At 63.9% G+C, this 26,759-nt stretch carries 26 protein-coding genes and 1 pseudogene; 12 read left to right on the top strand and 15 right to left on the bottom strand.

The genetic code is table 11. The features are described 5' to 3' along the window. The first annotated feature begins 233 nt into the window (after positions 1 to 233). From JNO53_RS05410 to JNO53_RS05395, 4 genes are all read left to right on the top strand, one after another. Entirely contained in the window at positions 234 to 1,472 is a 1,239-nt protein-coding gene (locus JNO53_RS05410) for a hypothetical protein (protein WP_203108444.1), read from the top strand. A 479-nt stretch (positions 1,473 to 1,951) separates the two neighbouring features. Beyond that, positions 1,952 to 2,914, top strand: coding sequence for an adenylate/guanylate cyclase domain-containing protein (locus tag JNO53_RS05405; RefSeq protein ID WP_203108442.1), 963 nt, complete (start codon positions 1,952 to 1,954; stop codon positions 2,912 to 2,914). Next, positions 2,914 to 3,669: an adenylate/guanylate cyclase domain-containing protein gene (locus JNO53_RS05400; RefSeq protein WP_203108440.1), complete on the top strand. Its 756-nt coding sequence runs from the start codon at positions 2,914 to 2,916 to the stop codon at positions 3,667 to 3,669. Before JNO53_RS05405 ends, JNO53_RS05400 begins: the two co-directional genes overlap by 1 nt. Continuing rightward, complete coding sequence (locus JNO53_RS05395) at positions 3,666 to 4,292, top strand: Pycsar system effector family protein (RefSeq protein ID WP_203108438.1); 627 nt, start codon at positions 3,666 to 3,668, stop codon at positions 4,290 to 4,292. The genes JNO53_RS05400 and JNO53_RS05395 overlap by 4 nt, the downstream gene beginning before the upstream one ends. Before the next feature lie 286 nt (positions 4,293 to 4,578). On the opposite strand, the gene JNO53_RS05390 is transcribed toward JNO53_RS05395, so the two are convergent. Beyond that, positions 4,579 to 6,039, bottom strand: coding sequence for a DUF2235 domain-containing protein (locus tag JNO53_RS05390; RefSeq protein ID WP_338015302.1), 1,461 nt, complete (start codon positions 6,037 to 6,039; stop codon positions 4,579 to 4,581). Positions 6,040 to 6,680: 641 nt separating this feature from the next. Between JNO53_RS05390 and JNO53_RS05385 the strand changes: the two genes are divergently transcribed. Then, positions 6,681 to 8,360, top strand: a complete 1,680-nt coding sequence (locus tag JNO53_RS05385) for a hypothetical protein (RefSeq protein WP_203108436.1) — start codon at positions 6,681 to 6,683, stop codon at positions 8,358 to 8,360. Here the strand turns inward: JNO53_RS05385 and JNO53_RS05380 are convergent. From JNO53_RS05380 to JNO53_RS05365, 4 genes are all read right to left on the bottom strand, one after another. Next, on the bottom strand, positions 8,357 to 9,562 hold the full coding sequence (locus tag JNO53_RS05380; RefSeq protein WP_203108434.1) for a TniQ family protein: 1,206 nt from the start codon (positions 9,560 to 9,562) through the stop codon (positions 8,357 to 8,359). The genes JNO53_RS05385 and JNO53_RS05380 overlap by 4 nt on opposite strands. After that, complete coding sequence (locus tag JNO53_RS05375; protein WP_203108432.1) at positions 9,562 to 10,467, bottom strand: TniB family NTP-binding protein; 906 nt, start codon at positions 10,465 to 10,467, stop codon at positions 9,562 to 9,564. Before JNO53_RS05375 ends, JNO53_RS05380 begins: the two co-directional genes overlap by 1 nt. Beyond that, positions 10,464 to 12,230 (bottom strand): Mu transposase C-terminal domain-containing protein, encoded by a 1,767-nt coding sequence (locus JNO53_RS05370; RefSeq protein ID WP_203108430.1) that lies wholly within the window; start codon positions 12,228 to 12,230, stop codon positions 10,464 to 10,466. Before JNO53_RS05370 ends, JNO53_RS05375 begins: the two co-directional genes overlap by 4 nt. Positions 12,231 to 12,557: 327 nt before the next feature. Further along, entirely contained in the window at positions 12,558 to 13,286 is a 729-nt protein-coding gene (locus JNO53_RS05365) for a TnsA endonuclease N-terminal domain-containing protein (RefSeq protein WP_203108428.1), read from the bottom strand. Between the two features lie 168 nt (positions 13,287 to 13,454). On the opposite strand from JNO53_RS05365, the pseudogene JNO53_RS05360 reads away from it, so the two are divergent. Beyond that, positions 13,455 to 13,790, top strand: a pseudogene (locus JNO53_RS05360) (YifB family Mg chelatase-like AAA ATPase); the annotation flags it as partial. A gap of 13 nt (positions 13,791 to 13,803) precedes the next feature. On the opposite strand, the gene JNO53_RS05355 reads toward JNO53_RS05360, so the two are convergent. Continuing rightward, positions 13,804 to 15,096, bottom strand: coding sequence for an APC family permease (locus tag JNO53_RS05355; protein ID WP_203108426.1), 1,293 nt, complete (start codon positions 15,094 to 15,096; stop codon positions 13,804 to 13,806). 88 nt (positions 15,097 to 15,184) lie between these two features. Beyond that, complete coding sequence (locus JNO53_RS05350; RefSeq protein WP_203108424.1) at positions 15,185 to 15,730, bottom strand: winged helix-turn-helix transcriptional regulator; 546 nt, start codon at positions 15,728 to 15,730, stop codon at positions 15,185 to 15,187. A gap of 150 nt (positions 15,731 to 15,880) precedes the next feature. Between JNO53_RS05350 and JNO53_RS05345 the strand changes: the two genes are divergently transcribed. Then, positions 15,881 to 16,219 (top strand): CC_3452 family protein, encoded by a 339-nt coding sequence (locus JNO53_RS05345; RefSeq protein WP_203108422.1) that lies wholly within the window; start codon positions 15,881 to 15,883, stop codon positions 16,217 to 16,219. 71 nt (positions 16,220 to 16,290) lie between these two features. Here JNO53_RS05345 and JNO53_RS05340 read toward each other — a convergent pair whose 3' ends face one another. The 3 genes from JNO53_RS05340 to galE form a co-directional block, all read right to left on the bottom strand. After that, positions 16,291 to 16,914: an HAD family hydrolase gene (locus JNO53_RS05340; protein ID WP_203108420.1), complete on the bottom strand. Its 624-nt coding sequence runs from the start codon at positions 16,912 to 16,914 to the stop codon at positions 16,291 to 16,293. 72 nt (positions 16,915 to 16,986) lie between these two features. Continuing rightward, positions 16,987 to 17,112, bottom strand: coding sequence for a type B 50S ribosomal protein L36 (ykgO, locus tag JNO53_RS05335; RefSeq protein ID WP_029941846.1), 126 nt, complete (start codon positions 17,110 to 17,112; stop codon positions 16,987 to 16,989). Between the two features lie 100 nt (positions 17,113 to 17,212). Then, the gene (galE, locus tag JNO53_RS05330; protein ID WP_203108418.1) at positions 17,213 to 18,256 is read right to left on the bottom strand and encodes a UDP-glucose 4-epimerase GalE; all 1,044 of its coding nucleotides are present in this window, start codon (positions 18,254 to 18,256) and stop codon (positions 17,213 to 17,215) included. Between the two features lie 111 nt (positions 18,257 to 18,367). Here galE and JNO53_RS05325 point away from each other — a divergent pair, with 111 nt between their 5' ends. The 3 genes from JNO53_RS05325 (at position 18,368) to JNO53_RS05315 (ending at position 20,847) form a co-directional block, all read left to right on the top strand. Beyond that, complete coding sequence (locus JNO53_RS05325; RefSeq protein WP_203108416.1) at positions 18,368 to 18,988, top strand: DUF4136 domain-containing protein; 621 nt, start codon at positions 18,368 to 18,370, stop codon at positions 18,986 to 18,988. Then, positions 18,985 to 20,121, top strand: coding sequence for a M14-type cytosolic carboxypeptidase (locus tag JNO53_RS05320; protein ID WP_203108414.1), 1,137 nt, complete (start codon positions 18,985 to 18,987; stop codon positions 20,119 to 20,121). The genes JNO53_RS05325 and JNO53_RS05320 overlap by 4 nt, the downstream gene beginning before the upstream one ends. Before the next feature lie 120 nt (positions 20,122 to 20,241). After that, complete coding sequence (locus tag JNO53_RS05315) at positions 20,242 to 20,847, top strand: outer membrane protein (protein WP_203108412.1); 606 nt, start codon at positions 20,242 to 20,244, stop codon at positions 20,845 to 20,847. A 47-nt stretch (positions 20,848 to 20,894) separates the two neighbouring features. Here the strand turns inward: JNO53_RS05315 and JNO53_RS05310 are convergent, their stop codons facing one another. The 3 genes from JNO53_RS05310 to JNO53_RS05300 form a co-directional block, all read right to left on the bottom strand. Further along, entirely contained in the window at positions 20,895 to 21,299 is a 405-nt protein-coding gene (locus tag JNO53_RS05310) for a cytidine deaminase (protein WP_203108410.1), read from the bottom strand. Between the two features lie 138 nt (positions 21,300 to 21,437). Beyond that, positions 21,438 to 22,139: a glycoside hydrolase family 25 protein gene (locus JNO53_RS05305; RefSeq protein ID WP_203108408.1), complete on the bottom strand. Its 702-nt coding sequence runs from the start codon at positions 22,137 to 22,139 to the stop codon at positions 21,438 to 21,440. Between the two features lie 10 nt (positions 22,140 to 22,149). Further along, complete coding sequence (locus JNO53_RS05300) at positions 22,150 to 22,644, bottom strand: UPF0262 family protein (protein ID WP_203108406.1); 495 nt, start codon at positions 22,642 to 22,644, stop codon at positions 22,150 to 22,152. A gap of 196 nt (positions 22,645 to 22,840) precedes the next feature. On the opposite strand from JNO53_RS05300, the gene JNO53_RS05295 reads away from it, so the two are divergent. Further along, the gene (locus tag JNO53_RS05295) at positions 22,841 to 24,355 is read left to right on the top strand and encodes a replicative DNA helicase (protein WP_203108404.1); all 1,515 of its coding nucleotides are present in this window, start codon (positions 22,841 to 22,843) and stop codon (positions 24,353 to 24,355) included. A 21-nt stretch (positions 24,356 to 24,376) separates the two neighbouring features. On the opposite strand, the gene JNO53_RS05290 is transcribed toward JNO53_RS05295, so the two are convergent. Both JNO53_RS05290 and JNO53_RS05285 read right to left on the bottom strand, forming a co-directional pair. Then, complete coding sequence (locus JNO53_RS05290) at positions 24,377 to 24,880, bottom strand: hypothetical protein (protein ID WP_203108403.1); 504 nt, start codon at positions 24,878 to 24,880, stop codon at positions 24,377 to 24,379. Positions 24,881 to 24,938: 58 nt separating this feature from the next. Beyond that, positions 24,939 to 26,129 (bottom strand): phospholipase D-like domain-containing protein, encoded by a 1,191-nt coding sequence (locus tag JNO53_RS05285; protein WP_203108401.1) that lies wholly within the window; start codon positions 26,127 to 26,129, stop codon positions 24,939 to 24,941. 111 nt (positions 26,130 to 26,240) lie between these two features. On the opposite strand from JNO53_RS05285, the gene rpoZ reads away from it, so the two are divergent. Beyond that, complete coding sequence (rpoZ, locus tag JNO53_RS05280; protein WP_203108399.1) at positions 26,241 to 26,585, top strand: DNA-directed RNA polymerase subunit omega; 345 nt, start codon at positions 26,241 to 26,243, stop codon at positions 26,583 to 26,585. Positions 26,586 to 26,759: the final 174 nt, after the last annotated feature.

Genomic DNA, 26,759 nt, shown 5'->3' with positions numbered 1-26,759 from the left:
TTGATCGACTTTTCCATAGGTACCGCGCCCGATGACTGAGGGGGCGCCTGCTTCCGCCCCTTTCTAACCGACCTGGCCGCTCAGCGCACAGTCACGGTTGGCGTGGCGAACGCTTGCGCTGCGCGGGTGCGAGGGCTTTCGCTCGGAGCTAAGAAGACATCATAGCCTGGATAGCCGCCGCTGACGCGGCGCCCGGTAGTGCCCAACCATACGCGGTTTGCTATAAGCCTGTCATGGGATTGCGGGACATCATCAACAAGCCGAACGTGCTGGCGTACGCCAAGGCCGGGATCGACGTCGCCCGCGCGGCACAGCGCCTGAGCGACGACGGCTATAAGTGCATGATCGTGCCGAGCCGCGGCGCGGTGCCCTTTCTGCGGGTTGCCAAATCATACTACCGCCAACTCGTCATCTCCTGCATGCCGCAGGACGACCGTCTCACCAAAGGCATGCAGGCACGCTTTGGTCCCCTGACACTCGCACTCGACGTACCTTTCACAGCCGACGCAGGGCGGATCGGTGTCGAGGGCTTAAAATCCGCGCATATCCGGCGGTTTTGGGCGCGCGTTGTCGCGGCGATCGTGCGGCGACAGGTCGACAATCCGCACTACCGTTTCTTCCGCTTCGTGCGCGATGAGGTGTGTCAGGTCGGCCATCATGACTCGCTCGAATGGCGGATGGAGAGTGAGCGCTTCCTGTTCATCGACACGGTCGTCTCCGGTCGCGCGGTCTGCGAGATCGTTGAGGGATTCGAGGCCGAAGGCCTAGACCAGATCCATTATATTCTGCTGCTCGATGAAAATGGCGCTGCCATGCGTCAGCCCTATGCGGCACGAATCCATGCCCTCGCAGCAGCAGGTCGGGCAACGCTGATCAAGGTGCCCTCGCTCTTCACCGAGGACCAGGGACCAGCGGTCAGTGGGGTCTGGAGCGTCGTGGTGCCCAAACTCATGGACCTGGTCCGTTACGAGCCGGCAATGGGCGACGGGTTCGCCGGCGCCGGCCTCTATTATCATGAGGTTCGGCAACGCCCCGATGCGTCGAATGTCCAGGTCACGAAGGCCGTCGCCCGGCTCGACCAGTTGCTCTTCGAGGCGATGCATGTTGCGGTCGATCCCAACGAAGTTTTCGAGGACCTTGAACATCTTGGTTCGGAGTTCTCGGGCGACGCCGCGCTGCAAACTCTTGAGGGGCTGCCCACGCTCTTCGGACGCGGCCTGGACGAGAGTATCGAAGCCTATCTCGCGCACATCGAAGGCCATAAATTGTTCGGCAAGGCGAATACGCTCGCGACCGCGAAAGCCCCGATCCTGGCAGGACTGCGTGGCACCAAGGCCGAGATCGATGTTTCAACCTCGCATTGCATTCGCCTTCATGTCGAGGACGCCGAGGCTAAGCGGCTAATACGGCAGTTTCGTACCTCGCTTGCTAGGCCCTATTGGCGCGATTCCGATAAAACCGAGCGCGCCTGAGCATATCGCCGGCCCAATCGAACGGCGGCTTTCGGGATTTCATCGAACTGATATGAACGGCTGAGATGAGGGCGCGAAGCTGACTCGCCAACTCCGGCTAGGAACGTCCGCTATTCCAAGCCGCGGTTCTGAGAGGAGACGTTCCGGAGTCTCCGACGAGGGGGACTGACCGGAATCACCTGCCAGGTGGCTGAAGCTGCCCTTCGTTCAAACCAACTCTCTGAGCGCAACGAACGACTACTTCGTTGAACCTTTGTGACAGTCCGAATTCGGAACGAAATTGCGGTAAGCAGACATAGGCCAACCAGGCACCCTTCGGCTGCTTCGTGCCAATTGTTGTCATCCCGTCAGCGGATCGTTGCTCCTACAACTGTCCGTTCCCTTAGCGTCACATCGATGTGGAAAAGCTGGCCGAGATAGAGTCGACGAACATATGCGGAACGAGGCCATGCTGCTATTGTGGGTTCGGAGATTGATCTATGGTAGCACCGGCACAGCAGGACTGGCGCGATAAGGACGAGCACGGGAAGGTGCGCCGCCGGTTCGACTTCGAATTCGAGACGATGATGTCGGATGAGCAGGCAGGGGCGATTGTGGTCCGAACCACGCCGCACTCCAGGCGATACGACTTGATTACCGTGAAGGGCGAGCGCCACTATCGCGATCGTTATCTTAGTGAGATCATTCCCGAAGCGGAGATCATCAAGATGATGGTGGAGCAACAGCAAGCCGTGCCGATCATCTACAATCCGCCTTCGATCAGCTCAGCCTATGAATATACGGAGACTAGGCAGAAAGCCCTCAACGCGGAATTTTCCGGCGAGGCCTATCGGCCCCCCGCAGAGAGAGCCAAGCCGCACGCCCCCTTGAACGAAGCCGGCGGCACCCGCTTCTTAACCTTTCTTTCCGTCGACATCTGCGCGAGCAGTGCGCTTCGCCGAAAGGAGCCGGCCGGCTTCGAGAAGGCTTACGGAATCTTCCTTCGCGAACTGGCGACATCGGTGGGGCATTTCCATGGCCGCATCCTTAAAACCACAGGCGACGGATTTATTGCGTACATCGACAGCGAGGGCTTCACAACACAGTGCGACAACACGGTTGACCTGGGACTGACGTTCCTCGCCGTCTTGAACCGCTCCGTTAACCCTGAGCTGGAGAACGCGGGTCTGCCGCAGTTGCAGATCCGCGTTGGGGCAGACTGCGGGGCTGCCACGATCCGTCGCATTTCCGTTCCGGCCACGGGGTTCGAACAGGTGGAGATCGCAAGTGACGCACTCAATCGCGCCGTCAAGATTGAGCAATGTGCTAAGCCCGGCGAGTTGCGCATCGGACGGGGGCTATACGAGCTTGTGCATGTGCAATGGCTCGAGCGCTGCAAAGAAACAGCGTTCAATGGCGAGGAAGTCGGCATCCTTGGATACCAAGTATACAAGGTAAATTGATGGCGAACGTGGACCAACTAACCTCGTCTTATTTCAAGAAGCAGATCGAGCGGAACTTATCTGTCGTTGACAAGATCCGGACCCGCAGTGCGCTCGCCACGGGGCGTGTAATCCCTTCTAGCGGAGATCTGCCGATCCATGCCGGTAGGCGCATCGAAGCCACGGTCATGTTCCTCGACATCTGCAAGTTTTCAGCCAGACCCTCATGGACAGAGACGGAGCAGGAGAATCTACTCCAGATCTTATCGCTGTTCTTTACAGAGATGATCCGGATTGTTGAAGACTACGGGGGCGCCGTGGAGAAGAACACCGGCGATGGCTTGATGGCCTATTTCACCAAGCAGGCTGGCAATGACGCATCGCCCCAACAGCGCGCGATCGCCGCGGCCCTCACTATGTTTGCGGCCGCCCAGAACATCATAAATCCGCTCATCATCAACTCGAACCTTGAACCTATCGACTTCCGAGTTTGTCTAGATCATGGACCGATCACCGTTGCTCAGGTCGGTGTCGCGCGCGGGTTCAACGGGATAGTGGCGATCGGCGCTACTGCCAACATAGCTTGCAAGATGCTTGCATTTGCCGAACCGAACACCATCCTGATCGGCAGCAAAGGGGTTACCGGGCTTCCCTTGGCTTGGCAGACCAAATTCACCGCACTAAAGACTGCCGATACGGGGTGGATCTACGCGGATACTGGAATGCCTTATGCGTTCTGGCAGTATAATGGCAGGTGGATCCTTCCAGGCCTATGAACGATACCAGCCACCAAGCCGATGAGACAGTACTCAGCCCAGTCCCTGCCGACGTGAAAGCTGCGCCGACAATCGGCGTGATGGAAAAAGGCCATGCCGAAGTGACCGCGGTAGGCGCGATGACGCTCGATGGGCATCACGCGAATTTTGCTGAGTTCCAGGAATCCTACGTGCGCCATTACATCGGCTTGGCGGACACCAAGGCCGCATGGACCTTCGCTATCGCATCCGGCGTCCTCGTCTATCTCTTCGGGCAATCCAACGTACGCAGAGGGCTGTTGTCGCCGGCATTGTCCCTTGACTACGCCCTGCTCGCCGCAAGCGTGCTGTCATTGTGTCTATCTGCCTTCTTCGCGTTCCGCGTTGTCGCGCCACGACTATCGTCGCCCTCGGCCGAAGGCATCGTTTTCTTCGGTGCGGTTGCCGAAAAAGGCAGCGCCGCTCTTTATGTTGGCGAGGTCGCCCAGCGCAAGCCGGCGGACTTAACCGCAGCTCGCCTCAAGCACTGCTATGACGTGTCCAGCGTCTGCTCCAAGAAGTACGCTTCTCTCAAAAAATCGATCTGGTTTGGCCTGCCCGGGCTCGCACTCGCGCTGCTTTACATGCTCACGCAGGCTGCTTAGCCAGCAGGCGCCTAGCGGCTAACGGCCAAGAGCACGCTCGAATGCCCCGTTTTGATCTCCGGGCCACAATCATGTGCACTCAGCGGCCGCCACGATTCTCGACTGAATAACATACTGGGCTGAAAAGCCGTGGCGAGAGCATGGAAGCTATCCCATCGTGGCGGGTGTAGCGCTGATCCGAGGTCCGGGGCGACCGAACCTGACGTGGTCTACGAGATCCGCCCTACCCAGACGTGGCTGGGCGACGGCCTGTGGTCAGCGGCCTCACCGAAATCAATTTCAATCATCAGTCGACGTCCTTCCCATCTGCGAACGGGCCGGCAAGTGCTTGAGCCTTGTAATGCGAGCAAAGGCCGACCGGTCTGTAAGGGCTCTGCTTGTCGAATTGCGGCACACGTGAGGCGGACAGCCGCTGATAGACCGTGTCGTGCAGTTCGGCGTCGGGTTTGATCGAACGGCTTGTTTCGGCCCATCCGAACCTCGCCCATTTCGGCCACCATCTCGGCCACAGCTCCAGGCTCGCCTTCACTTCATCGTGTTGCAGCCCGAGCGGGTCAGGGAAGGTCCGCGCGAACCGTTCGTCGATTTTTGGCGGATCGGGAATGGTCATGAGTTCGTCGACCATCCACCGCAGTGCTATGTCCGACAGACGGGACTCGCTCTCCGGGTAACTTCCGCCGATGTCGGAATGGTTGCCCGCGAACCATTCCTGCTTGAGCCATGCCAGATCACCACGATTCTGTTGGCTCGTGTCGTCGCTGTGGCCCCAGCCCACGCGTGGAAACCGTTTGCGGTTTTCGTCGATCGATATCGCATGCCGCGCATAGCCCACGCTGCTGTCGAGGAAGCGGTCGTAGTTCTTCAGATTCCACGCGGCGAAATGCCAGCTGAACCGTCCTCCCTGTGGCGGGTCCGTGATGCACTTGAACTGCTTCTTGGTCGCCCACAGGAAGCTGGCGACAAGCAGGCCGCCCGGCAGCCAGGCAAGGAATGACCACGGCGCATCCCAGCCCGCCCAGACCGAGACGAGGCCCAGGAAGATGCTTATTGCGGCGAGAGCTGCGAGGATCCGTCGAACGATTACCGTGCCGAGGGCAGCCACGGTGTCGAATACGCCGATGAAGGTCGGTGCGACATTCCCCTGCGCCTCACCGCGCGTCCCGGTGCCCTCGCTGCGGTGCTTGGCCCGAAATCGCCTAGCTTTCTCCTCGCGTTCGAGTTCGTATTCGGCGCGGTCGTGGCCTGATCCGTGCTCGTAGACGCTGTAGACCGCTTCTTCGGCGATCCTGCGCAGTGCGACACCGCCTGCAGGCAGCGGTCCTCCATCGGCATTCTGACGAGGGATGCCGCAGAGATTCATGACGTTGGCCACGCAGCGCGCGGTGTAGGCGCCGCGGCTGAAGCCGAAAATGAAGACCCGGTCTCCTTCGTCGTAGTGTCGCAGGATCGCCTCGTAACAGTCGACTATGTTCTCGCTGATTCCTGTTCCGAACGCGGCGGCAAGGATGTTGCGGATGCGTCCGCCCAGCTCTCCCGACCCCAGCCCAGGGTCATAGTAGGCTACCTGCTCCGCAGGGTTGATGCCGGTCTGGGTGCCGGGTCGCATGGCCCGATACATCTTGTAGATGTTGGACAATCGTTGGTCGGGCATGACGCCGCCGTACTGCCCGGTGCCGTCCGAGAAGATGATGATGTTCTTCCCACCGCTGCCTGCGATTACGGCGCCCTGATCTACGTTTTCCTCCACTAATCCAGCCCCCTGTCCATGCGCATTTTATGGGGGTCCGTCCATTGGTGCGGGAGGCTTCAGGATAGAACTACGCTTCCCGGGAGAGAAAACACCCCGCGGACCTGAACATAGAGCGAACAAGGATCGTCTCAAGCTGCGCGAGGTGAGATATCCCCGGAGACCATATGATTACTTGGTCGTAACGAACGTTGCCGCTCTATCTTTCCGTCCAGCCCCGGGAGAGGAATTTCTCAACGTGATCCGAGGACGAACGACGCCTCGCTCCAGTTCGTGTCGTCGTCGACCCGGGCATTGGCGTATCTCGCTTTGATCGATCAGCGCGTACCGAGTGCCTTCAGCGATGTGGGTCATGAAGGATAGCAGGTTGTTGGGGCTGCGTTCGGACGCGCCTGGCGGTTGCGCCCCCGTGTCTTGTGCCCCTCGCCGAGGATGACCATGCCGGAGCGACCGGCGAGAAGATGTTTCCGCTTCGGTGTTGGGCTTGGCCTTTCCGTGGTCCGCCGTGCCGTGGACGATCAGGTACGTGCTGACGATCCCGATCGCGTATGGGCGTCTTGCGACCATCCTGCAAAGCAACTGTTTCTACGACGCGTATGCCGGCCCCGAAATGTTTACCATGACTTTGCTACGGTTATCCGATGACGATTCGGACGCCGAGGATCGGCGAGTTCAAAGATATCGGCGGAGTAGGTGAGATTGTAGGCCTCGGGCGTGTTCGGCAACCAACCGGTGGTGCCCAGGAAGTCGAGTGCCAAGTGATGCTGGCTATCGATATGGACCGACCATCTTTCGACCCTGATATGGATGCGGTCTCGAAATGGGTCGGCTGTGGACAGCTAGATCTTCTGGTGCCGGGCACTAGGTGGGAGAATGGAGCATACGCTGGCAGCGGCCCGACCAGGGCCGAAGCTGGTCAGTTCCATAAGATTAGGGACGAGACCCTCGGTTTGGGCGATCGTGTTCAGCCACCGGGTTGCCGACCTTTTCCAACCCTCGGCATCGCCGATGCACCCTGCTTTCTCCTCGAAGCCGCCGGCGCGGACGGCCGCGTAGCGAAGCGGCGCGTGATTCTTCTGCCCAAAATGGAGCTCATCCGCTGCCTCTTCGGCGTCGGCAACGACGTGCTCCTCGAACTCTTCGACGGTTTGCACGGAGGGCCGGCTGCGCCCGACCGCTCCCCGATCGACCGAGGTCGATCGTTCATCGATACGAACGGTACGGCCATCATCGCGTCGAGTAAGGACATGACGGATGACAGGGCGCTCGTCGTTGCGGCGGTGCTGTTCGACGAGGCCATGCGCACCTTGCATCGTCAGGTCTATCAGCAGCTGAGCGTGAATCCTGCATGGAGGGATGCGCAAGCGGTTCACGTGAATGTGGCCTGGCCTTGGAAGGACCCAATCCCGATGAGGGTCTCGGGCAGGTGGATCCGGCGAACAAACGGGTTGAGACGGTTCGTCGTGTCGCACATCGACGAGATAACGGTTCCTTTCGATTTCGAACGGATCGAGGTCCGCTATCCGGGATCATCCCGCGTGACGGATGTCTCGCAACCCGCCGCCGGTGGCCGCATGCGCCTCTCGAATGCGATGCGCCCAGCTCTCGCCACCGGAAGGGCCGCGTCTCCTTCCCGTCATCCTCTGACCGTCCAGACCGGTACAAGTGGGAAGATCGACGCTACTGGAATCCAAGTGGCCCACATTGATGTGGGTGGCGGAAGTCGGGGAACCGAGAACATCATCGGTGAGCAGCGTCGTGTGGACGCGCTATTCGGCACGGGTGGTCGACAGCCAGGAGCCGATCCCGAGATCGGGTCCGCCGTTACCCGGCGCGGTGAGATGATCGAAGACAATCAGCCATCGCGTTCTATGGTGGAAGCATTGCGAAAGACATGGACGGCCCTCGAAGCCGCTTGCGAACAGCAGGGTTGGAACATGATTGCCTTGCCACGTCATGATCCTGTCGGGGCAAGCTCTCCCTACGGCGGCCTAGATTTCGAACGGGAGCCACTCGTGGCCAAGATCCGCTCGGACGGCATCAGGCTGTTGGTGGTCGATCGCGGCTCTCCGTCGGGTGATGAGGTGAGCTTGGGCATTCTGATCCCACGAGATGGCTCGACGCCAGACCGAGTGCTAGCCAATGCCGCTCGCAAGGCCAGCGATGCCATCGGCGGGCGTTGGCGTTCGCCGAGATGTAGGTCCGACGTGTTTGATATCGTGTCCGTCAACCGAGCTCAAAATTTGTGGGGCGATGCCGGAGCGTTCAGGGACGCGATGATTCGTCGGCTGGAAACGGTGCTGGAAAAGGCCCGACGTTAGTTCGGCGCATCCGCCATGGCTTCGACCCGCCACCTGGACGGTCTGGCCTGCTTCCTCTCGTAGTCCATGTGCCGGTAGATCGCCGCGCGGCTCTCGCCGCAGATCATCTTGAGGTCACGGTACGTCGCTTTGCCTTTGGTCCGCCGCAACCAACCGGCAGCGGCGGCGACTTCGGGCTCGCTAGGGTAGTAGGGCCTGGAATCCAGATACGATCGCAGGATGGTCTCGTAGGCGAAGGGCGGTGAACGCATGTCCTTGATGGCATGGGAACGCTGGATGCCGGCTTCCGCGCAGGAGTGGACGAACCTGAAGGGCCAACCGGCCATGACGCGTTCCACCAGATCGAACAGGCGATGACGTTCCTCGATCGAGAGGTATTCGATCGGCTGACGGGCAGTCGGTTTCGCATACGGAACCGGATCCCCGTCCCAGTCGCGTGCGACGGCGTTGCGAAATGCATCCGCCTTCCTGCCGTTCACGAAGAGCGTGGCGACCTGCCGGACGATCGCGAAGCCCACGTGCGACCTCAGCGTTTCGTCCCCGAGCTGCAACCAGCCCGTGCGGAGGCTGCGCTCTAGACGGGACTGCCATACAACGTGATCCGGCCTCGTCCATGCCTGTTTCCCTTCCCGCACGTCGCTTCCGCACCTGAAGCAGTGCATCGCCGTAGCGGCAGCATGGGGGTGCAGCGGCGATTCGCATTCGGGACACCTGTCGCGAAGCATCTTTCCGTGCCTTGTGCAGGTCGTGACGAACGCCAGCCGCCAGACCTTGCGGTAGTGTGGGCGATCGTCCTCGGTCAGGCAGTCTGCGCAGTACTGGAGGCCAAAACGGTGCCTGAGGTTGTTGTCGATGGTGGTCGGCAGCAGCCAAGGGTTCCTCCCCTTCGGATTGTGCGTGGTGAGCAGGGTGCCGACCAATGATGGCAGCGTGCAGGCGGCGATCTCGTCCGGCGAGCGTTGCGTGCCGATCGAGATCCGTTCGATGATCCGATCCGGAGCGTAGTTGTCGAGGTCTTGGGCGAGCAGGTTCTTCCTCGATCCGAAAATCGTGTTGAGGAACGTGATCGGCTTCAGGTCCATACCGGCCGCGAGACGGCAGAGATAGGACGAGAGCAGCTCGTCGGGTTGCGGTTTCGGCTGGTATGGCCAGGGCGGCAACTCGAGATGTCTGCGCCGTGGAGTGAGCCTTTCCGAAACCATCAGGCGGCCCGGCGACCGACTGATACGATGCTGCGGTCCTTTATCTTGTCGATCGTGAAGGCGGTGATCCGCTCCTCACCGCTTTCGATGGCCACCTGACAGGCATCGTGCAGCAGGTAGTTGAGCCGACCGATGTAGCCCTGTGAAAGCGAATAGAGGGCCTGGATCACGTCTTCGCTGGACCGGAAGACGGATGCTCGGCGCAATGGCAGCATGCGCTCGAACGAAAGTAGCACCTTCACGAATTCCGCAAGAGTGAACGGTTTCAGCTTCACGACCCTATTCAGCCTCCCCGCGATCTGGTCGTCGCTCGCCATCAGGTCGCGGACCTCATGCGTTCCGCCGACGACGAAGGGCCGCCCGGTTTCGTTGATCAGGCTCTTCATGAACGTGAGGAAGTCGACGAGCTTCGAGTTCATCCGGTTGTCACGCTGGATGTCGTGGACCTCGTCGATCATCACCGTGCCCACACGGCAAGACTTCAGCATCATGATGACGTGGCTGCGCAGATCGGCAGGAGATGGATTGTAGCGCAGGGGATGTCCGAGCTCGATCAGGATCTTCTTGAGCAGGATGACTGGATCCGGGTTGTCGGGTGCGGTCAAGTAGATTGCCGGGAACTCGGCATATTCCGTTCGCAGATCGATCTGCGGCGGGTGGAGATCCCGGAACGCGGTCAGGGTTCTGCTCTTGCCCGTATCAGCTTCGCCCGCGATGATCAGCCCCCGTGGCTTCGTCGACGGAGCCGCGTTCATGCAGTCCTGGAGAGCGAGGAACGCCTCCTTCGTCGACGGCGTGGGCACCCATACCCTGTCCCAGCAACGATAGAGGCGCTCCCGCCCGTCGATGTCCAGGAATTCCTGCATCTCGGGCCTGAGAGCCCCGTTCTCGTAGTAGCCACTCATTCGAATACCTCGTCGAGTTCCTCATCGCTGATGTCGGCGAGGATTGCCGCTAGGCTGCCCTCGTCAGATTTCGGGGCAACCGGCTGTGCGGCTGGACCCAGATGTTTCGGGTCTGGCGGGGTCTGGATGGAATCCCTCCCTGTAGCCGTGTCCACCACAGGCACAGAAGGAGTGGAGGCACCTTCCCTCATCCGGTCATGATGCATCTTCCGTGCAGCTTCGCGTTGGGCGGTCTTGGTCTTCTTCTTGGCCTCTTCGATGTGCTTCTGCTGTTCGGTAATGATCTTGGCCAGCACTTCGGGCGTGCGTTCGCGCGACCGTCTCAGGGCCTCGCGGCGCGCCTGCTGCAGTTCGTAAATGCTGGCGAGCGGGAAGCTCAATTGGCGGATGTGAACCGCGATCCACTCGTCGCTATCGTCGCTGTCCGGGCTCTCGGTCTTCCGGTCGGGATGCCGGACATAGATGACTCGCACGTCGAATGGATGCCGCCTGACTTCGACGGGGCCGTAGTTCTTGCGGTTCCGCACCAGCCACCGAAGTGCCGGACTGTAGTAGTCCAAGTGATCGATACGGATGCCGTATCGCTGGATGGTCCGGGTCACGAGCGGGAACCAATGCATCCGGAACTGGAGATTGTCGACGAAGACCGGCGGGAGCCGGTGACGCTGACCGTGGGGGCCGAAGTAGTAGCCCTTGAACTTCTCCAGCGGCGTCTTGCCGATGCCCGTGTGAACCTCGTTGTGATACTCGTCGACCATGAGCCAGGCGTGCTTGGTCACGTCCTGCAGGGTGAACGCGGCGGTCATCTCGGGACGGAGTTGCTTGCGCTGGTCGGCGGTCGCTCCTGTCGCACCGGGGAGATCCTTGAACCTCGTCGCGAGGGTTCCGTTCAGGCGCTCGATGTGCGCGCCGTACTGCGGTTGGCCGATGGGCCTCCATTTGAGACGAATGCCGAAGTGCTTGGCCGAGGCCCGCGCGGACTTGCCGGTGAATTCACCGGCGTTGTCGGCCTCCAGCCTGACGGGTTTTCCTCGGATGGGATTGTCCCACTCGATCCCATGTTCGCTCGCGACCGCGTCCTTGCTTGTCATGCCGTTTATCATGGCCATGCCGAAGGTCATCGTGCTCGGCGCGTCGAGTCCGACATGCATGCCGAAGACCATCCGCGAGAAGACATCGATCGCGAGTGTTATCCACACCCGCCCGATGACCTCGGTGCGGTCCTCGGACAGGATTTCGATGTCGGCCTTCCAGTGGTCGATCTGGACGACTTCCAGCGGACGCCGGACGTCCGGGTAGTGGTCGAGGATGGGATCGTGGGTCTTCCGCGTCTCGTTATAGCCCTTGCGCGCCTTCGTGAACCTGTATTCGGGTATCCGGGACAAGCGGTCCGCTAGCGTCGATTGCGATACCTGCAGCCCGGCATTTTCGAGCCGGCGCTTCACCTCGCGATAGAATTTGCGGGGCGAGGCGCCTTGCCTTGTCAGCACCACCTTTTCGATCACCTCCTCGATGATCTGCTGCGCCCGATGATTGATGCGTGGCTTGCCCCTGCCTCCCGGCCTGGTGGGCGGAGGGAGATGATCGGTCCTGCCGGTCTCGCGATAGCGCGCCAGCGCCTTGTAGGCCGACGAGATAGATATGCCGAGGCTGTCGGCAGCCTGCTGAACGGATGCTTTCGTGTTGCGGTCCTTGTCGAGCAGCGGACCGAATGCGGAGAGATAGGCGTCGATCTTGGAAGCGCGGATGGGATCGACGGTCACTCCGTCCTTCACCTTCGCGTTGGCTGCCTCCGCTTCGAGTTCCTTGATCGGCGCGTTGAAGATCTCGCCTTCCACGCTGGCGACGACGAGCGTGTCCATGTCGCGTGCCCCGATGACCCGCATCGGTGCACCACCGTAACTGACCTTGTCCCCTTTTCTCGTCCCAATAAGCAAGCGATGCGGCTCCAGTAAATCGTGCTGGACCCGAGTCTATAGCATTTGTTCCCTAAATGTTTACGAAGAATCTCCATGGGGGACACCTGCGCTCGACGCGCCGAACGGTTCTATTGGAGGCGGCAAACAGCGACTATTGGTCGGAGCTACCGATCACGCTGCATCTGCTTCATCCAGGGACCGCAGGATCGGGTCATCGAGACGTAGGACCCGTTCACCCAGATCGCGGACCCGGATGACCGAATGATCACCGAATTCGAGTGAGAGGTCACAGGTCAGCCTGCGCCAGGCGACGCACTGCTCGATGCTCGCCCTGGCATCGGGCTCCTCGACGCAGTTCTGACGCATGAGTGCAATCGCGTCAGCGACTTTGATCGCCTCATGGCCGACAGCGTCCTGCAGGATGTCGACGCTCACCATTTCCGGATCTGTTTCGAGGTGCTGGCTGAGCATTCGGGCATTACGTAGGTATGGTGTCCTGATCCGAATATCGTCCATGATACGGAATGCCGCGCCCAGATTGTCGGCAGCTCGGCGAGCGGCCTCGAATTTCGCCGCATAGTTGGACGCATTAGCGATAAGATCGGCGCGCCGCTTCACCTCGATGATGTATCTCGCCGCTGACAGGTCTCCCGACGCGTGAAGCTGGACGATGATGTCTGGCGTGTAGGTGCGCCGCTTGCCGTCGACCTCGTACTCGATGATCGGCTGGGTGAGCAGGTCGTACACGCCTGGTGCGAAGGCGAGCTGATCGAGCAGTTCGCTTTCGAGTTCGGATTCCGTTTCCTGTGGGCCGGACGGGGTGTTGAGAGGAACGAGGCTGCGGAATGATCCGAAGGTGGACTCGATTTTTCGCTGCTGGAAGTGTTCTCGCAGGACCATAAGTCCGACCTTAGAATAGATTACAGCTCTACCGCCACGTGTAAGTGGTCGCATAAGCTTGTCCTTTGATGTCAACTAGTCTCGCTAGCTTTGCTGATATTCCATCTAGCTTGTCGGATTATGGCCTAATAAGGGGCTCAAAATTCCCGTGTACTTTCGTGATTCACAGCCGACCTCGCGCTTCCGCCCCCGTCCGAAGGCTCGGCCGAAGTCGCCGCACGCGTCGCCCGCGCCCGCGCCATCCAGACCGCGCGGGCGAAGGACACCGGCGCCCGCACCAATGCCGAGCTCGACGGGGATCCCCTCGAACGCTTCGCCACGCCGGACGAGGCGGGCCGAAAGCTGCTGATGCAGGCCGCCGAAGCCATGCGGCTATCGGCGCGCGGCTACACACGAATGCTGCGCGTCGCGCGGACGATCGCGGACCTGTCGGGCGCCGAGCAGATCGGCCGCATTCATGTGGCCGAAGCCCTTTCCTATCGACGCCAGCCCCCGCGCGCCTGAACGCGAAGGGCCCTTAGCGCCACAGGACCGGCGCGAAGCGCTTCCACACAAGTCCGACCAGGATCAACCCCAGTCCCGCCCCCCAAATCGGGATCGGAACCCAGAAGGCGAGGAAGATGCACGCGCCCAGCCCCGCGATGGCGATCCACTTTGGATAGAGCCGCTGATCGTCCGGCAAACGCAGGGCAGCGAGGTTGGTGATCCCGTAGTAGATCAGGACCGTGAACGCGCTGAATGCCCAGGTTGTTTCGATGCTTCCGATAGAGGCAAGTCCGGCAATCAGAATGCCGACCGCGATGACGGCGGCCGCCGGCGTCGTTCGGCTCGTCGTTACGCGGCCGAACATCGGCGGGAGATCGCCTTGCCGTCCCATGGCGAGAGCGACGCGCGAGAGGCCGAGAATCAGGTTGAGTAGAACCCCGAGCATCGCTGTGATCGCGCCGACGGCCACGATCCTGGCGAGCAGCGGGGCTTCCATCGCCCGTGCCGCGAGTTCCAGCGGGGTCACCTTCGCGCCCGGAGCGTTCGCGAACCGATCCACCCCGATGCCGGTAATCGCGACCGCCCCGACGCCGACATAGAGTATCGCCGCAACGATGAGCGTGACGATGATCGCCTTCGGAATCGTTCTTTCCGGGTCCCGGACCTCCTCGCCGAGCGTCGCGATGCGCGCATAGCCGGTGAACGCGACAAACATCAGCGCCGTCGCATAGAGGAAAGCCGAAGCACTCGTTTCCCGAGGCAGAAAGGAAAGCAGCGGATTCGCCGCGCCCTCGGCAAACGTTCTCGACGCGCCGATCAGTATAAAGGCAACGAGGGCCAACAGGGTGACGGAGACAATGGCGACGTTGGCCCGGCTCGACCGCCTGGTTCCCCCCAGAATCAGCAGCGTGAACAACGCCGCCGCTCCGGCTGCCACGAACGGCATCGCATCGAGGCTGCCGCCGATCAGCCTTAGGAAGTAGCCGGCAAAGCCCAGCGCGGCGGTCGCGGCCGATGCCGACTTCGCGCAAAGGAACATCCAGCCGGCCGTGAAGCCAAGCGTCGGGTTGAGGTAACGATAGCCGTACTCGTAAGTCCCGCCGCTGACGGCGTGACTGGCGGCAAGTTGGGCGCTCGATAGCGCGTTGCACGCCGCGACCAGCGCAGCGAGGACGATGGCAGGGACCAGGGCCGTCCCGGCCACACCGGCAGCGATGCCAATGCTGACGAACACCCCGGTGCCGATCATCGAGCCGAGGCCCATCATCGTGGCGCCGCCGAGGCCGAGTTCGCGCCTGAGGCGATTGGACCGAGTCGGGCTCATGGTAGCCCTCAATGACGTAATCTGCCCCGGGGATGCAATCTGCCCGGGCCGCGCCGGTGGCACCGCCGCCTTCGTGCTTCCGGCAGCCCTATTCCGCCGCCTGCACCCGGTCGCCGTAGGCTAGGTCGCCGCGGCCCAGCGTCTCGCCCGGCTTCGCGCGGGTGCCGTCTTCGCGTTGGCCGAGGCGGTCGGGTTTGACGAGGCGGAGGTCCTGCGGGCCGAGAATGCGGCCGTCGTGGGAGAGGATCGAGGTCGGGCCGATCGGCAAGCGGTCGAGGGCGTCAACGAGGATCGGGTCCTCGACCACTTCGGAGCCGTACTTCTGCCCCCACTGGCGCAGGGCGACCATCGCGGGGAGCAGGTCGTAGCCCTTTTCCGTCAGGCGATATTCGATCCGCCGACGGTCGTCGGGGCAGGGCTGGCGGTCGAGGATGCCGTGCTCGACCAGCTTGGCGAGGCGGTTGGAGAGGATGTTGCGCGCGATGCCGAGTTCGCTAAGGAACTCCTCGAAATGATGCAGGCCGTTGAAGCTGGCGCGCAGGATCATGAAACTCCAGCGCTCACCCATCACTTCCAGCGCCTCGGGCAACCCGCAAGAGGTCAGTTCGCGTAGCGGTTCTCTGAGGTCGCCCATCGCATCATTCTCCCGGCGCCCTGTGTAACGCGAAGGGGCGCCGTCACAAAATTGAAACTAAGTTTTCTCTTGCAACCTAATTTGCGATTCGTTAGGTTGCTAATCGAAACTGAACCAGTTTGAAAGCCCCTCGCGCAAAGGACAAGATCGATGAATCTCTCCTCTCCCCTCCTCCGCAACATCGGCACCGCCTCGCTTGCGCTCGTCTGCAGCGCGCTGGCCCTCGGCGTCGCCGTGACGCCGGTGCCTGCCCAGGCCAACGGCGCCGCGTTCTACACTGCCGAGCTCGCGGCACCCGCGGCCAAGCAGACCAACATCATCAGCGGCGTCGCCTGGCAGTGCGAAGGCACGAACTGCGCCGCGGCCAAGAGCAACTCGCGTGCCCTCGTCGTATGCCAGCGCGTCGCGCGCGAGCTCGGCGAAGTGACCGGCTTCACGGCCAAGGGCGAAGCGCTTGACGCCGAAGACCTCGCCCGCTGCAACAAGTAATCCTCCACCCCGTCCTCTCCATCACAGGGTGGCAACTGCAAGGGCCTCCGGCACGCGCCGGGGGCCCTTTTTCAGATCAGGCCCCGCGCCGCAAGGTCGCGCTCGAGCTTGCCGGCATCGGTGAAGTGGTGGACCTGCCAGCCGAGCGCCGCGGCCGCATCCACGTTCGCGCGGTTGTCGTCGATGAACAGCATGCGTTCGGGGGCATGGCCGAAGCGCTCGGCCGCGAGCGCGAAAATCGCAGGCTCGGGCTTGGCGATACGCTCGTCGCCCGAGACCACGATGTCGGCGAACCGGTCGAGCAGGGCTTCGGTCGGGCGGAACTGCGCCCAGAACTCGGCGCCGAAATTGGTTATCGCGAACAGCGGCACGCCGCGCTCCGCCAGCCGCTCGACCAGTGCGTCGGTACCAGGAACACGGCCGGGGATCGTTTCGAGGAAGCGCGTGGCATAGGCGTCGAGCAGCGCGGCATGCTCCGGGAACTCGGCCTTCCGCTCTGGCACCATCTCCGCCAGCGGGCGGCCGGCGTCGTGCTGGAAGTGCCATTCCTGGGTCACGACGTTGGCGAGAAACCAGTCGAGTTCCTCGGCATCCTCGATCAGCTTGGCGAACAGCGCGCGCAGATCCCACTCGATCAGCACGCGCCCGACGTCGAACACGACGGCGTCGACCCGATTCGCCTGCCTAGCGGACATGCAAAAAGCCCCCGCTTTCGCGGAGGCCTCTCGCTCCATCGCGGCCGCGAGCGACTCGCGGCGCGGCCGGCATCAGCCCTGGCGGGCCTTGAAGCGGCGGTTGGTCTTGTTGATCACATAGGTGCGCCCGCGGCGGCGAATGACGCGGCAATCGCGGTGGCGGTCCTTGAGCGACTTGAGGCTGTTGCGGATCTTCATTGGTCTTTCCCGGGAATGAAATCGGCACCGGAGATCGTCCCCCGATGCCGGAAAATCAAGCCGCGCACCTAAGGGCGGCAGGCGGCAAAGTCAAGCACGCTCAGGCCGCGGGCATGACGCGCAGAGGAGCGGCATCGCGCGTTTCCCGGTGCACCTCGTCCAGCATCCGCTCCCACTGCAGCGCGTGGAACACGATCTGTTCGAGATCGGCATATTTCGGTTCCCACGCCAGCGTGGCGCGGATCAGAGTCGGGTCGGCGACCAGCGCGCCCGGGTCGCCCGCGCGGCGGGGGCCGAAGCGCCGCTCGATCGCGCCGCCGGTGACCCGGTCGACCGCGTCGAGCACCTCTAACACCGAGAAGCCGCGGCCGTAGCCGCAATTCATCGCCAGCGAGCGCCCGGGCTGCGCGATCAGCGCCTCCAGTGCGAGGACGTGAGCCGCAGCGAGGTCGCTGACATGGATGTAGTCGCGCACGCCGGTGCCATCGGCCGTGGCGTAGTCGGTGCCGAACACGTCGACATGGCTGCGCTTGCCGGTGGCCGCCTCGCAGGCGACCTTGAGCAGGTGCGTGGCGCCGGCGGTCGACTGGCCGGCGCGCGCCTGCGGATCGGCGCCGGCGACGTTGAAATAGCGCAGCGCGCTGTAGTTGATCGGGTGCGCGGCGGCGACGTCGGCGAGCATGCGCTCGGTCATCAGCTTCGACCAGCCGTAGGGGTTGATGGGGTTCTGCGGCGTCGTCTCGGTGACCGGCGAGATGTCGGGCATGCCATAAGTCGCCGCGGTGCTGGAGAAGATCATGTGCGGCACGCCCGCCGCGACCGCCGCGGCGATCAGAGCGCGGCTGCGGGCGGTGTTGTTGTCGTAGTACTTGAGCGGATCGGTGACCGATTCGGGCACCACGACCGAACCGGCGAAGTGCATGACTGCCCGGGTCCCTTGCTCCGCAAAAATGCGCGCCAGCAGCGCACCGTCGGCCACATCGCCGTGGTAGAACGGCACCGACGGGGGCACGGCGAAGCGAAACCCGGTCGAAAGGTCGTCGATCACCGCGACCGGCCAGCCGGCATCGAGCAGCGCGAGCACCGCGTGGCTGCCGATATAGCCGGCGCCGCCGGTCACCAGGACGGGGGGCTTGGATTCCATCGAACCGTGCTAGGCCATGCACGGTAAACGAACCGTTTGCTTCTGCCGCGCGCCGGGCACAGATGGGCGCATCCGCGCGTTGATGGCGCGACCGATGAAGGAGCCCCGCCGATGAGAACCCTTCCCACCGCGATCGCCGCCGCTGCCGCGCTGGCGACGCTTTCCGCATGCGCCACCCCGGCCGTCACCAGTCCGGTCGAAGTGACCCGTTTCCTCGACCCCGCCGCACAGGCGCGGCTCGGGCAGGGCACCGTCTTCGTCGAGAGAGCGCCCGGGGTCGAAGGCGATTCGCTGGCGCTGTCGCCCTACAAGGAGGCGGTCGCACGCGAGCTGGAGGAACTCGGCTACCGCGAAGCCTCGCGCGCTGCAGCGGCGCACATCGCGCAAGTGCGCGTGGAGCGCTTCGTTACCGGCCGGGGCGGGCGCGAGCGATCTCCGGTCAACGTCGGTGTCGGCGGTTCGACCGGCAGCTACGGCTCGGGGGTCGGGCTTGGCGTGGGCATCAATCTCGGCGGGGGCGGGCCGCGCGAGATGCTCGATACCCAGATCGGGGTCATGATAAAAGACAAGCAAAGCGGCACGACACTTTGGGAAGGTCGCGCGCAATTTTCAGTAAGTGACAATTCGCCCTATGCTGATACCAGTGCCAATGCCTCGGCAATTGCCGACGCGCTGTTCCGGGGCTTCCCGGGCAACAACGGCGAAACGATAGAAGTAAGGGTCAGCGAGTGAACGACATCCGGATCGACAGCAATTTCGACAGCGGCAACATCGAGGTGCTGTCGGTCGGCGGCGCCGAAGCCACTCTGACGATCCGCCAGGATCACATGTCGGAATTCCGGCAGTGGTTCCATTTCCGTGTCAGCGGGGCGGCGGGGCGCGAGCTGGTGCTGAAGATCACCGGGCTCGAAGGCTCGGCCTATCCGCTCGGCTGGCCCGACTACAACTGCCGGGTGAGCGAGGACCGCGATTACTGGGCGACCGCCTCGACCAGCTACGACAGGCAGGCCGACGGCGGCACGCTCACGATCCGCCATGCGCCCGCCAGCGACCTTGCCTGGTTCGCCTACTTCGCGCCCTATTCGATGGAGCGGCATCACGATCTCGTCGCCGAATGCGCGGTGAGCGAGGGCGTCTCCTACCGCTGTCTCGGCACCAGCCTCGACGGACAGCCGATCGACTGCCTCGAACTGGGCGAAGGCGAGAAGCAGGTGTGGCTCTATGCCCGTCAGCACCCCGGCGAGACCCAGGCCGAATGGTGGATGGAAGGCGCGCTCGAACGTCTGACCGACCCCGCAGACCCCATCGCCCGCGCGCTGCGTGCTCGCTGCCGGTTCCACGTCGTGCCCAACTGCAACCCCGACGGATCGCGCCGCGGCCATCTGCGGACCAATGCCAAGGGCGTGAACCTCAACCGCGAGTGGGACAACCCGACTGCGGAGAACTCGCCCGAAGTGCTCGCCATCCGCAATGCGATGGACGAGACCGGGGTCGACTTCGCGATGGACGTGCATGGGGACGAGGCGATCCCGGCGGTCTTCGTCGCGGGTTACGAAGGCATTCCGGGCCTGACCGACGAGCACCTCGCCGGCTTTACCCGCTACCGCACGATCCTCGAGCGCCGCACGCCGGATTTCCAGACCGAGAAGGGCTATGTCGTCTCCCGCCCGGGCGAGGCGAACATGAGCATGAGCACGACCCAGGTCGCGCACCGCTTCGGCTGCACCGCGATGACGCTGGAGATGCCCTACAAGGACAACGACGACCTGCCCGATCCCGATCAGAACTGGTCGCCCGAGCGGTGCAAGCAACTCGGCCGCGACTGTCTGGGCGCTCTGCTGGAGTGGCTCGAAGGCGCCGACTGACCGAAAGAGCGGCCGCGATCCGTCGCGCCGCGCACTCATGCCGTCCGCCGGTTCATGCCCGGGCAAGATGCGCGGGCTGAACCGGCGGCGTGCATTTCAACGCACGCGAAAGGACGAGCAATGAAAAGAGTTTTCGCCCTCGCCGCCCTCGGGGCCGGCTTTGCCGCCGCCCCCGCAATGGCGCAGGACAACACCGCACCCGGCGGCCTCTATGTCGGCGCCATCGCCGGTTACGAGGGGATCGACGTCGAAGCGGCCGACGGTTCGGTCAGCGCCGACGCGGATTCGGCGGTCTACGGGATCACGGCGGGTTACGATATCAGCCTCGGCAGCGCCTTCGTCGGGGTCGAGGGCGAGCTTTCGACCAGCGGCGGCTCGACGACCTTCCCCGACAGCTTCTCGGGCGCGCGCGACGGCCTCGATGCCGACGGCCAGTACTACATCGGCGCCCGCGCCGGCGTCGCCCTGACGCCGGGTATCGCCGCCTACGGCAAGATCGGCTACACCTCGCTCGACACGACGGCGTTCACTTCCTCGGGCTCGCTCGATGAACTCGACGACAATGCCGGCGGCCTGCGCTTCGGCGGCGGCGTGCAGGTGCAATTGCCCGGCCCGTTCGAAGGGCGCCTCGAATATCGCCGCTCGCGCTACAAGGACATTGCCGACGGCACTTATGGCGACGCGACGACCGACCAGGCCGTGGCAAGCCTCGGCGTCCGCTTCTGACGCAAACGGGAGGCCGCCCGCCGACGGGCGGCCTCTTCTTCCCGATACTAGCCCAGGCTCGCCGGCCCAAACGCGTCGGGCAGAAGCGCGCTGAGCGTGGTCCGGCGAACATCTTCCGGGCCGACGCACAATACCTCCGGGTCCGTCCCGCCGAGCGCCGCGAGTTCGTTGAGGACCTGCCGGCAGCGCCCGCAGGGCGTAAGCGGCTCGCGGCCCGGCCCGGTCACCGCCACCGCCACCAGCCCTCCGCGTACACCCTCCGCCATCGCCTTCGCCACCGCAACCGTCTCCGCGCAAAGCGCAAGGCCGTAGCTCGCATTCTCGACATTCGCCCCCGTCACCACGCTCCCGTCGGCAAAGCGCAACGCAGCGCCCACCGGAAAGCGCGAATAAGGCGCATAGGCATTGTCCGCCGCGGCACGGGCGGCGGCGATGAGGTCTTCGTCGGTCATTGTCATCTCGAGAATCCTAGCATCGTCGCCCCTGCGAAAGCAGCGGTCCAGATACGGCCGGCGGCGCGGCAAAACGGTTGTCTTGCGGTCCCGCCACCGCGGATAGACCCCTGCCTTCGCAGGGGCGACAGTAAAGCGTCAAGGCTGCACCACCACCCACCGCAGCGGCCCTTCCGCAGCTTCGGTCTGCAATGAGGTGCTTGCGGTCCACAGCAGCCACGGCCGGCCGGCGTATTCGGGCTGGAAGCGCGTGCGGGTGAGCCAGAGGTGGCGCTCGAGCATGCCCGCAAGGTGGTAGCGTTTCTCGAAGCCGGGATCGACCTTGAGGATCACCGCCTTGCCCGCGTGCATCTCGATCTGGTTGATCAGCGTCATAAGCTCGCTTTCGACCGCGGCGTCGCTCACGCGATCGGCGCAGTCGTCGGCGGTTCGCGAAAGCTCGATCGCTGGCGGCAGGAGCGCCGGATCGCGCGGCACCATGGTAACGAAGTTGGCAGACTGCCCGTCCGCCATGGTGCAGGGATCGAATCGGTGGACCGCTCCGACCTGCAGCCCCGCCGCGCGCGCTTCGGCAAGTTGGCTCCCGAAGCGCGAGCTGCGCCCTTTGGCGCCGTCGCTCGCGTCGACGTAGACGAAACTCGCGCCCAGCGCCCGCAAGGTGCGAAAATTGACCGCGCCGTCCCCCGCACCCACCCGCGCGCCCTGATCGGGGAACGCGGTTTCATCCGGTCGCCAGCGCTGCAGGTCCCACCACAGCCACGCGCCGCCCGCCAGCGCCGCGAGCAGCAGCAGTCCGAGCGCGCGCGCGCGCCATCCGATTCGTCTCGCCTTGCGTGCCATTAGCCCCCCGTCACCCCTTGATATGGAGGACGCAGATCAAGGTAAACAGCCGCCGTGCGGTGGGAAAATCGGTTTCGACTTTGCCGTCGAGCCGCTCGAGCAGAAGCTCGGCCGCGTTGTTGTGGATGCCGCGGCGGGCCATGTCGATCGTCTCGATCTCAGCCGGCGTCGCCTTGCGGATCGCCTGATAATAGCTGTCGCAGATCGCGAAGTACTCGCGGATCGGCCGGCGGAAACGCGCGAGGCCGAGAACGATCGTCTCCACCGGGGCTTCGCCCATGTCGCGAATGTCCAGCGCGAGCCGCCCGTCCTGCACCGAGAGCCTGAGGCGCCAGGGCCCTTCGTGACCCCGGGCCGCCGCGCGCACGGGCTTGAACCTGTTCTCCTCGATCAGATCGTAGATCGCGACGCGCCGTTCCTGCTCGACATCGGCATTGCGCCACAGGATCGTCTCCTGATCGAGCGCGATGTGGGCGATGCGCCATGGATTGTCGGGAGCAGACATGATCCGCGCTGCTTTCGCAGATGCGAAGGGGCCGGGGCAAGCATCGAATATGGCGGCCGCCGAGATGCGGAGAGGGCGAAGGCATCAAGGATTCGCGAAACCGGGCGCCTTTACGAGCTTCATCCCCGCTATCCACAAGCGGCCGCGCCACTGCTGCTCTTGCCATCGCCGCGCACCCCTGCGCACAAGGCCGCCGATGGCCGACCAAGACCTCCTGACCCGCCCCGAATCCGAAACCGCGCAAGGCCGTGCGCTGCCGGCCAATATCGAGGCGGAGGCGGCGTTCCTCGGCGCGGTCCTGATCGACAATCGGGTGATCGAGGAGCTCCCCGTCGCGGTCCGGCCCGAGCATTTCTTCGAGCCCGTCCATCAGCGCATCTACGAGCGCGTGCTGACCCTGCTCGACCGCAATGCGGTGGTCACGCCGGTCACGCTCAAGCCCTATTTCGAGGCCGACGAGGCGCTGAAGGAACTCGGCGGCATCACTTATCTCGCGCAGCTTACCGCCGACGGGCAGGGCCTGCTTGCCCCCCGCGAACTGGCGCAGCAGATCTACGATCTGGCGCTGCTGCGCGAGCTGGTCAGCGTCGGCCGCACGCTCGTCGAAGGCGCGCTCGACACGAGCGAGGACGTCGCTCCGATGGACCGCATCGCGCAGGCCGAGGCCGACCTGTTCCGCGTCGCCGAAGGGGCTTCCAGCACCAGCGAAGCCTCCAGCTTCGGCATGGCGACCAACAAGGCGCTCGGCATGATCGAACTGGCGATCAACTCGGGCGGGCATATCTCCGGCAAGACCACCGGCTTCACCTCGATCAACGACAAGTGCGGCGGCCTGCACAACTCCGACCTCATCATCCTCGCCGGGCGCCCCGGCATGGGCAAGTCGTCGCTCGCGACCAACATCGCCTTCAACTGCGCCGACCGCCTGCTGCGCGACCGGCGCGACGAGATCGGGGAAGGCAAGTCGGTGGGTGCCGGCGTAGCGCTGTTCAGCCTCGAGATGAGCGCCGACCAGCTCGCCACGCGTATCCTGGCGGAGCAGGCCAGCATCAGCTCCGAAGCGCTGCGCATGGGCAAGATCAGCCGCGACGACTTCCAGAAGCTGAGCTTCGCCAGCCAGCGCCTCGCCGAACTGCCGCTGTTCATCGACGACACGCCGGCGCTCACCATCGCGGCTCTGCGCACGCGCGCCCGGCGGCTCAAGCGCAAGCACGATATCGGGCTGGTGATCGTCGACTACCTGCAGCTCTTGCAAGGCAGCGGGCGCGCAAACGACAACCGCGTGAACGAGATTTCGGAGATCAGCCGCGGCCTCAAGACGCTGGCCAAGGAACTCGACGTGCCGGTCATCGCGCTCTCGCAGCTCAGCCGCGCGGTCGAGCAGCGCGACGACAAGCGACCGATGCTGTCCGACCTGCGCGAATCGGGCTCGATCGAGCAGGACGCCGACATGGTCTGGTTCATCTACCGCGAGGACTACTATGTCGCCTCGCGCGAGCCGAAGCGGCCGGTCGAGAGTGACGATGCCAAAGTGCATGAGGCGCACAGCGCCTGGGCGGCGGAAATGGAGCGCGTCTTCGGCCTCGCCGAGCTGATCGTCGCGAAGCAGCGCCACGGCGCCACCGGCAAAGTGCGCCTGCGCTTCGAGCCGCGGATCACGCGCTTCTCCGACCTTGCCGAGGAAGACCGGCGCACCGGCGAATACGACTAGAGCACTTTCCGCTCCAGGGCTTTACGGCCCGCATTCGAACAGACCTTCGATCACCTGTCCGGTCTCGCCCGGGACGGTGACGGTCAGCGTCGCCGGGTAAACCGGCGATTCCATGGCCACCTGAGGTTCTTCCGCGATCGGCGCATCGCCGGTCCTGGCGATCGTCAGCGTCAGGCCTTCGCCGGAGAAGCGCGCGCCATCCGCCATCGCGTCGTAGCCGCCCGTGCCCTCCATCGCGAGCCGCCGCACCGAACCGCCATATTTCACTGCCGCCTCGGCACCGGCGTCTTCGAGCACGTTGCCGCGCCCGAGAAAGATCGGCGCGGCACCCTCCGTGCGGCGGAAGGCGCAGGCGAGTTCTCCCTCGAGAGCGGTATCCGCGAGGTCGGCTTCGCCCAGTTCCTCGAGCGTCGGGGCCCGCTCGACCGCCGCCGCCTGCCCGGTGGCGGCCGGTTCGCCCGCCGGTTCGCCGGTATCGCCGCAGGCCGTCAGCGCGAGCGCGGTGGCGAGGATCGCAATTCGCATCGAGGATTCTCCTTTTGCGCACCAACGCGCCGGAGTGTCGTGCGGGTCCGAACCGCCGTCAGAGACCGAGGTTCAATCGCCGCGTTACCGTGTAGTCGAGCACCGAGACGAGCAGCCAGCCGACGTTCCAGCGCACGCGGTTCCACAGCGTCGCGCGCTTGCGGTGGAGCGCCGGGGTAATCGCCTCCGAAGCTTCGATGTGGTGGGTGATATAGTCCCGCATCCGCTCCGCCAGCGCGGCATCCTCGATCTGGAGCATCAGCTCGAGGTTGAGATAGAGGCTGCGCATGTCGAAGTTGGCGCTGCCGAGATAGACCACGTCGTCGAGCACGATCAGCTTGGTGTGCAGCTTGCACGGCTTGAACTCCCAGATCCGCGCGCCCTTGCGCAGCAGATAGCTGTAGAGCGAGCGCGTCGCGCCGACGGTGGCGGCATTGTCGCTCCTGCCGGCCATGACCAGCCGCGTCTGGCCCTTCGCCGCAATCCGGCCGATGCGCCGCTGCAGCCGCGTGGGCGGGGAGAAATAGGCCATCAGCATGTCTAGCCGCTGCCCTTCCAGCAGGTCCTCGCTGACGCAGCGCGCCCAGGTCGAAAGCCCGTTGGTCGGCCCGCCCACCAGCCAGCGCGCGCCGCCCTCCGCCCAGTCCCAGCTTCGCACCGCACGGCGGATGGAGCGGAACTTGTGGTCGTCGACGTCGCACCAGCCGCTCAGGCGTGCGAACCAGTCGGCCAGCCCCCGCACGGCCGGTCCCTCGATGCGGATGGCGAGGTCGTTCCAGCCGTCCTCGCCGGGCGGAGCGAAATAGGAATCCTCGATATTGAAGCCGCCGATCATCCCGCATTGGTCATCGGCGATGACGATCTTCTGGTGGTTGCGGATCAGATAGCGCTGCGTCCAGCGCGGGCTGAAACAATAGACGGTGCCGCCCGCGGCGCGGAGCGGGGCGAGAAACGCGTCGCTCGCCGCCGCGCCGAAACTGTCGAGGATCAGCGTGACGGCGACCCCGCGCCCCGCGGCTTCGACGAGCGCGTCGCGCAGTGCGGTTCCGACCTCGTCCTCGGCATAGATGTAGAAGCACAGCTTGAGCGAGCGCCGCGCCGTGCGAACCATCGCGAACAGCGCCTCGCGCCGGTCCTTGCCGGCCGGGTAGAACGTCAGGTCCTGGCCGCCGGCATGGATCGAGAAGGGATCGGGATCGGTGAAAGCGGCACGATCCGCGATATCGCCCGAGGTCTGCGCATCGGCCATCGCCCAGCCTTAGGGCGAGCCGCGCCCGGGCGCAAATCCTTGACTTTCGCGCCCCAACCGCCTAGCTCGCGCGCTTTCCGAACAACCCATTCGCAAACATCGGAGTGCCACATGGCGCGCGTTACTGTCGAAGATTGTGTCGACAAGATCCCCAACCGTTTCGATCTCGTACTGCTGTCGGCGCAGCGCGCGCGCGAGATTTCCGGCGGTGCGGAGCTGACCGTCGACCGCGACCGCGACAAGAATCCGGTCGTCGCCCTGCGCGAAATCGCCGACCAGTCGATCCGGCCGAAGGAACTCAAGGAATCGCTCGTCACCGGCCTGCAGAAAATCCTGCCCGACGACGAGGACGAGGCTGACGAGATCGGCTCGCTGAGCCAGTCGGCCGAGGCGCTGCGCATCACCGCGTCCGCCCCGACCCGCTCGACCTCGATCGGCTCCGACTACGAGGGCTGACCCGCTCTCCCGAAACCTTCGAAAGGGCCGTCCGCAGGGGCGGCCCTTTTCGTATGCGCCGAGTCCCTGAACGCGAATCGGTCGCCGAAGTCGTTAGTCGATTCGCTCACGGGCTTCGACGGATTGCAATGCCGTTGGACGATTATCTCTCGCGCGCCGACGCCGATTTGCCAA

The organism is Altererythrobacter sp. C41, assembly GCF_016803135.1.
In the GTDB taxonomy this organism is placed as follows: Bacteria; Pseudomonadota; Alphaproteobacteria; order Sphingomonadales; family Sphingomonadaceae; genus Pelagerythrobacter.
Note: the sequence above shows the minus strand (reverse complement) of the source record. Positions and strands in the feature narration are given on the sequence as shown.

Excerpts from the sequence above, each read along its gene's own strand:
- JNO53_RS05410 (WP_203108444.1), top strand. The coding sequence starts at position 234 with ATGGGATTGCGGGACATCATCAACAAGCCGAACGTGCTGGCGTACGCC.
- JNO53_RS05405 (WP_203108442.1), top strand. The coding sequence starts at position 1,952 with ATGGTAGCACCGGCACAGCAGGACTGGCGCGATAAGGACGAGCACGGG.
- JNO53_RS05400 (WP_203108440.1), top strand. The coding sequence starts at position 2,914 with ATGGCGAACGTGGACCAACTAACCTCGTCTTATTTCAAGAAGCAGATC.
- JNO53_RS05395 (WP_203108438.1), top strand. The coding sequence starts at position 3,666 with ATGAACGATACCAGCCACCAAGCCGATGAGACAGTACTCAGCCCAGTC.
- JNO53_RS05385 (WP_203108436.1), top strand. The coding sequence starts at position 6,681 with ATGACGATTCGGACGCCGAGGATCGGCGAGTTCAAAGATATCGGCGGA.
- JNO53_RS05380 (WP_203108434.1), bottom strand. The coding sequence starts at position 9,562 with ATGGTTTCGGAAAGGCTCACTCCACGGCGCAGACATCTCGAGTTGCCG.
- JNO53_RS05375 (WP_203108432.1), bottom strand. The coding sequence starts at position 10,467 with ATGAGTGGCTACTACGAGAACGGGGCTCTCAGGCCCGAGATGCAGGAA.
- JNO53_RS05365 (WP_203108428.1), bottom strand. The coding sequence starts at position 13,286 with ATGGTCCTGCGAGAACACTTCCAGCAGCGAAAAATCGAGTCCACCTTC.
- JNO53_RS05355 (WP_203108426.1), bottom strand. The coding sequence starts at position 15,096 with ATGAGCCCGACTCGGTCCAATCGCCTCAGGCGCGAACTCGGCCTCGGC.
- JNO53_RS05350 (WP_203108424.1), bottom strand. The coding sequence starts at position 15,730 with ATGGGCGACCTCAGAGAACCGCTACGCGAACTGACCTCTTGCGGGTTG.
- JNO53_RS05345 (WP_203108422.1), top strand. The coding sequence starts at position 15,881 with ATGAATCTCTCCTCTCCCCTCCTCCGCAACATCGGCACCGCCTCGCTT.
- JNO53_RS05340 (WP_203108420.1), bottom strand. The coding sequence starts at position 16,914 with ATGTCCGCTAGGCAGGCGAATCGGGTCGACGCCGTCGTGTTCGACGTC.
- ykgO (WP_029941846.1), bottom strand. The coding sequence starts at position 17,112 with ATGAAGATCCGCAACAGCCTCAAGTCGCTCAAGGACCGCCACCGCGAT.
- galE (WP_203108418.1), bottom strand. The coding sequence starts at position 18,256 with ATGGAATCCAAGCCCCCCGTCCTGGTGACCGGCGGCGCCGGCTATATC.
- JNO53_RS05325 (WP_203108416.1), top strand. The coding sequence starts at position 18,368 with ATGAGAACCCTTCCCACCGCGATCGCCGCCGCTGCCGCGCTGGCGACG.
- JNO53_RS05315 (WP_203108412.1), top strand. The coding sequence starts at position 20,242 with ATGAAAAGAGTTTTCGCCCTCGCCGCCCTCGGGGCCGGCTTTGCCGCC.
- JNO53_RS05310 (WP_203108410.1), bottom strand. The coding sequence starts at position 21,299 with ATGACCGACGAAGACCTCATCGCCGCCGCCCGTGCCGCGGCGGACAAT.
- JNO53_RS05305 (WP_203108408.1), bottom strand. The coding sequence starts at position 22,139 with ATGGCACGCAAGGCGAGACGAATCGGATGGCGCGCGCGCGCGCTCGGA.
- JNO53_RS05300 (WP_203108406.1), bottom strand. The coding sequence starts at position 22,644 with ATGTCTGCTCCCGACAATCCATGGCGCATCGCCCACATCGCGCTCGAT.
- JNO53_RS05295 (WP_203108404.1), top strand. The coding sequence starts at position 22,841 with ATGGCCGACCAAGACCTCCTGACCCGCCCCGAATCCGAAACCGCGCAA.
- JNO53_RS05290 (WP_203108403.1), bottom strand. The coding sequence starts at position 24,880 with ATGCGAATTGCGATCCTCGCCACCGCGCTCGCGCTGACGGCCTGCGGC.
- JNO53_RS05285 (WP_203108401.1), bottom strand. The coding sequence starts at position 26,129 with ATGGCCGATGCGCAGACCTCGGGCGATATCGCGGATCGTGCCGCTTTC.
- rpoZ (WP_203108399.1), top strand. The coding sequence starts at position 26,241 with ATGGCGCGCGTTACTGTCGAAGATTGTGTCGACAAGATCCCCAACCGT.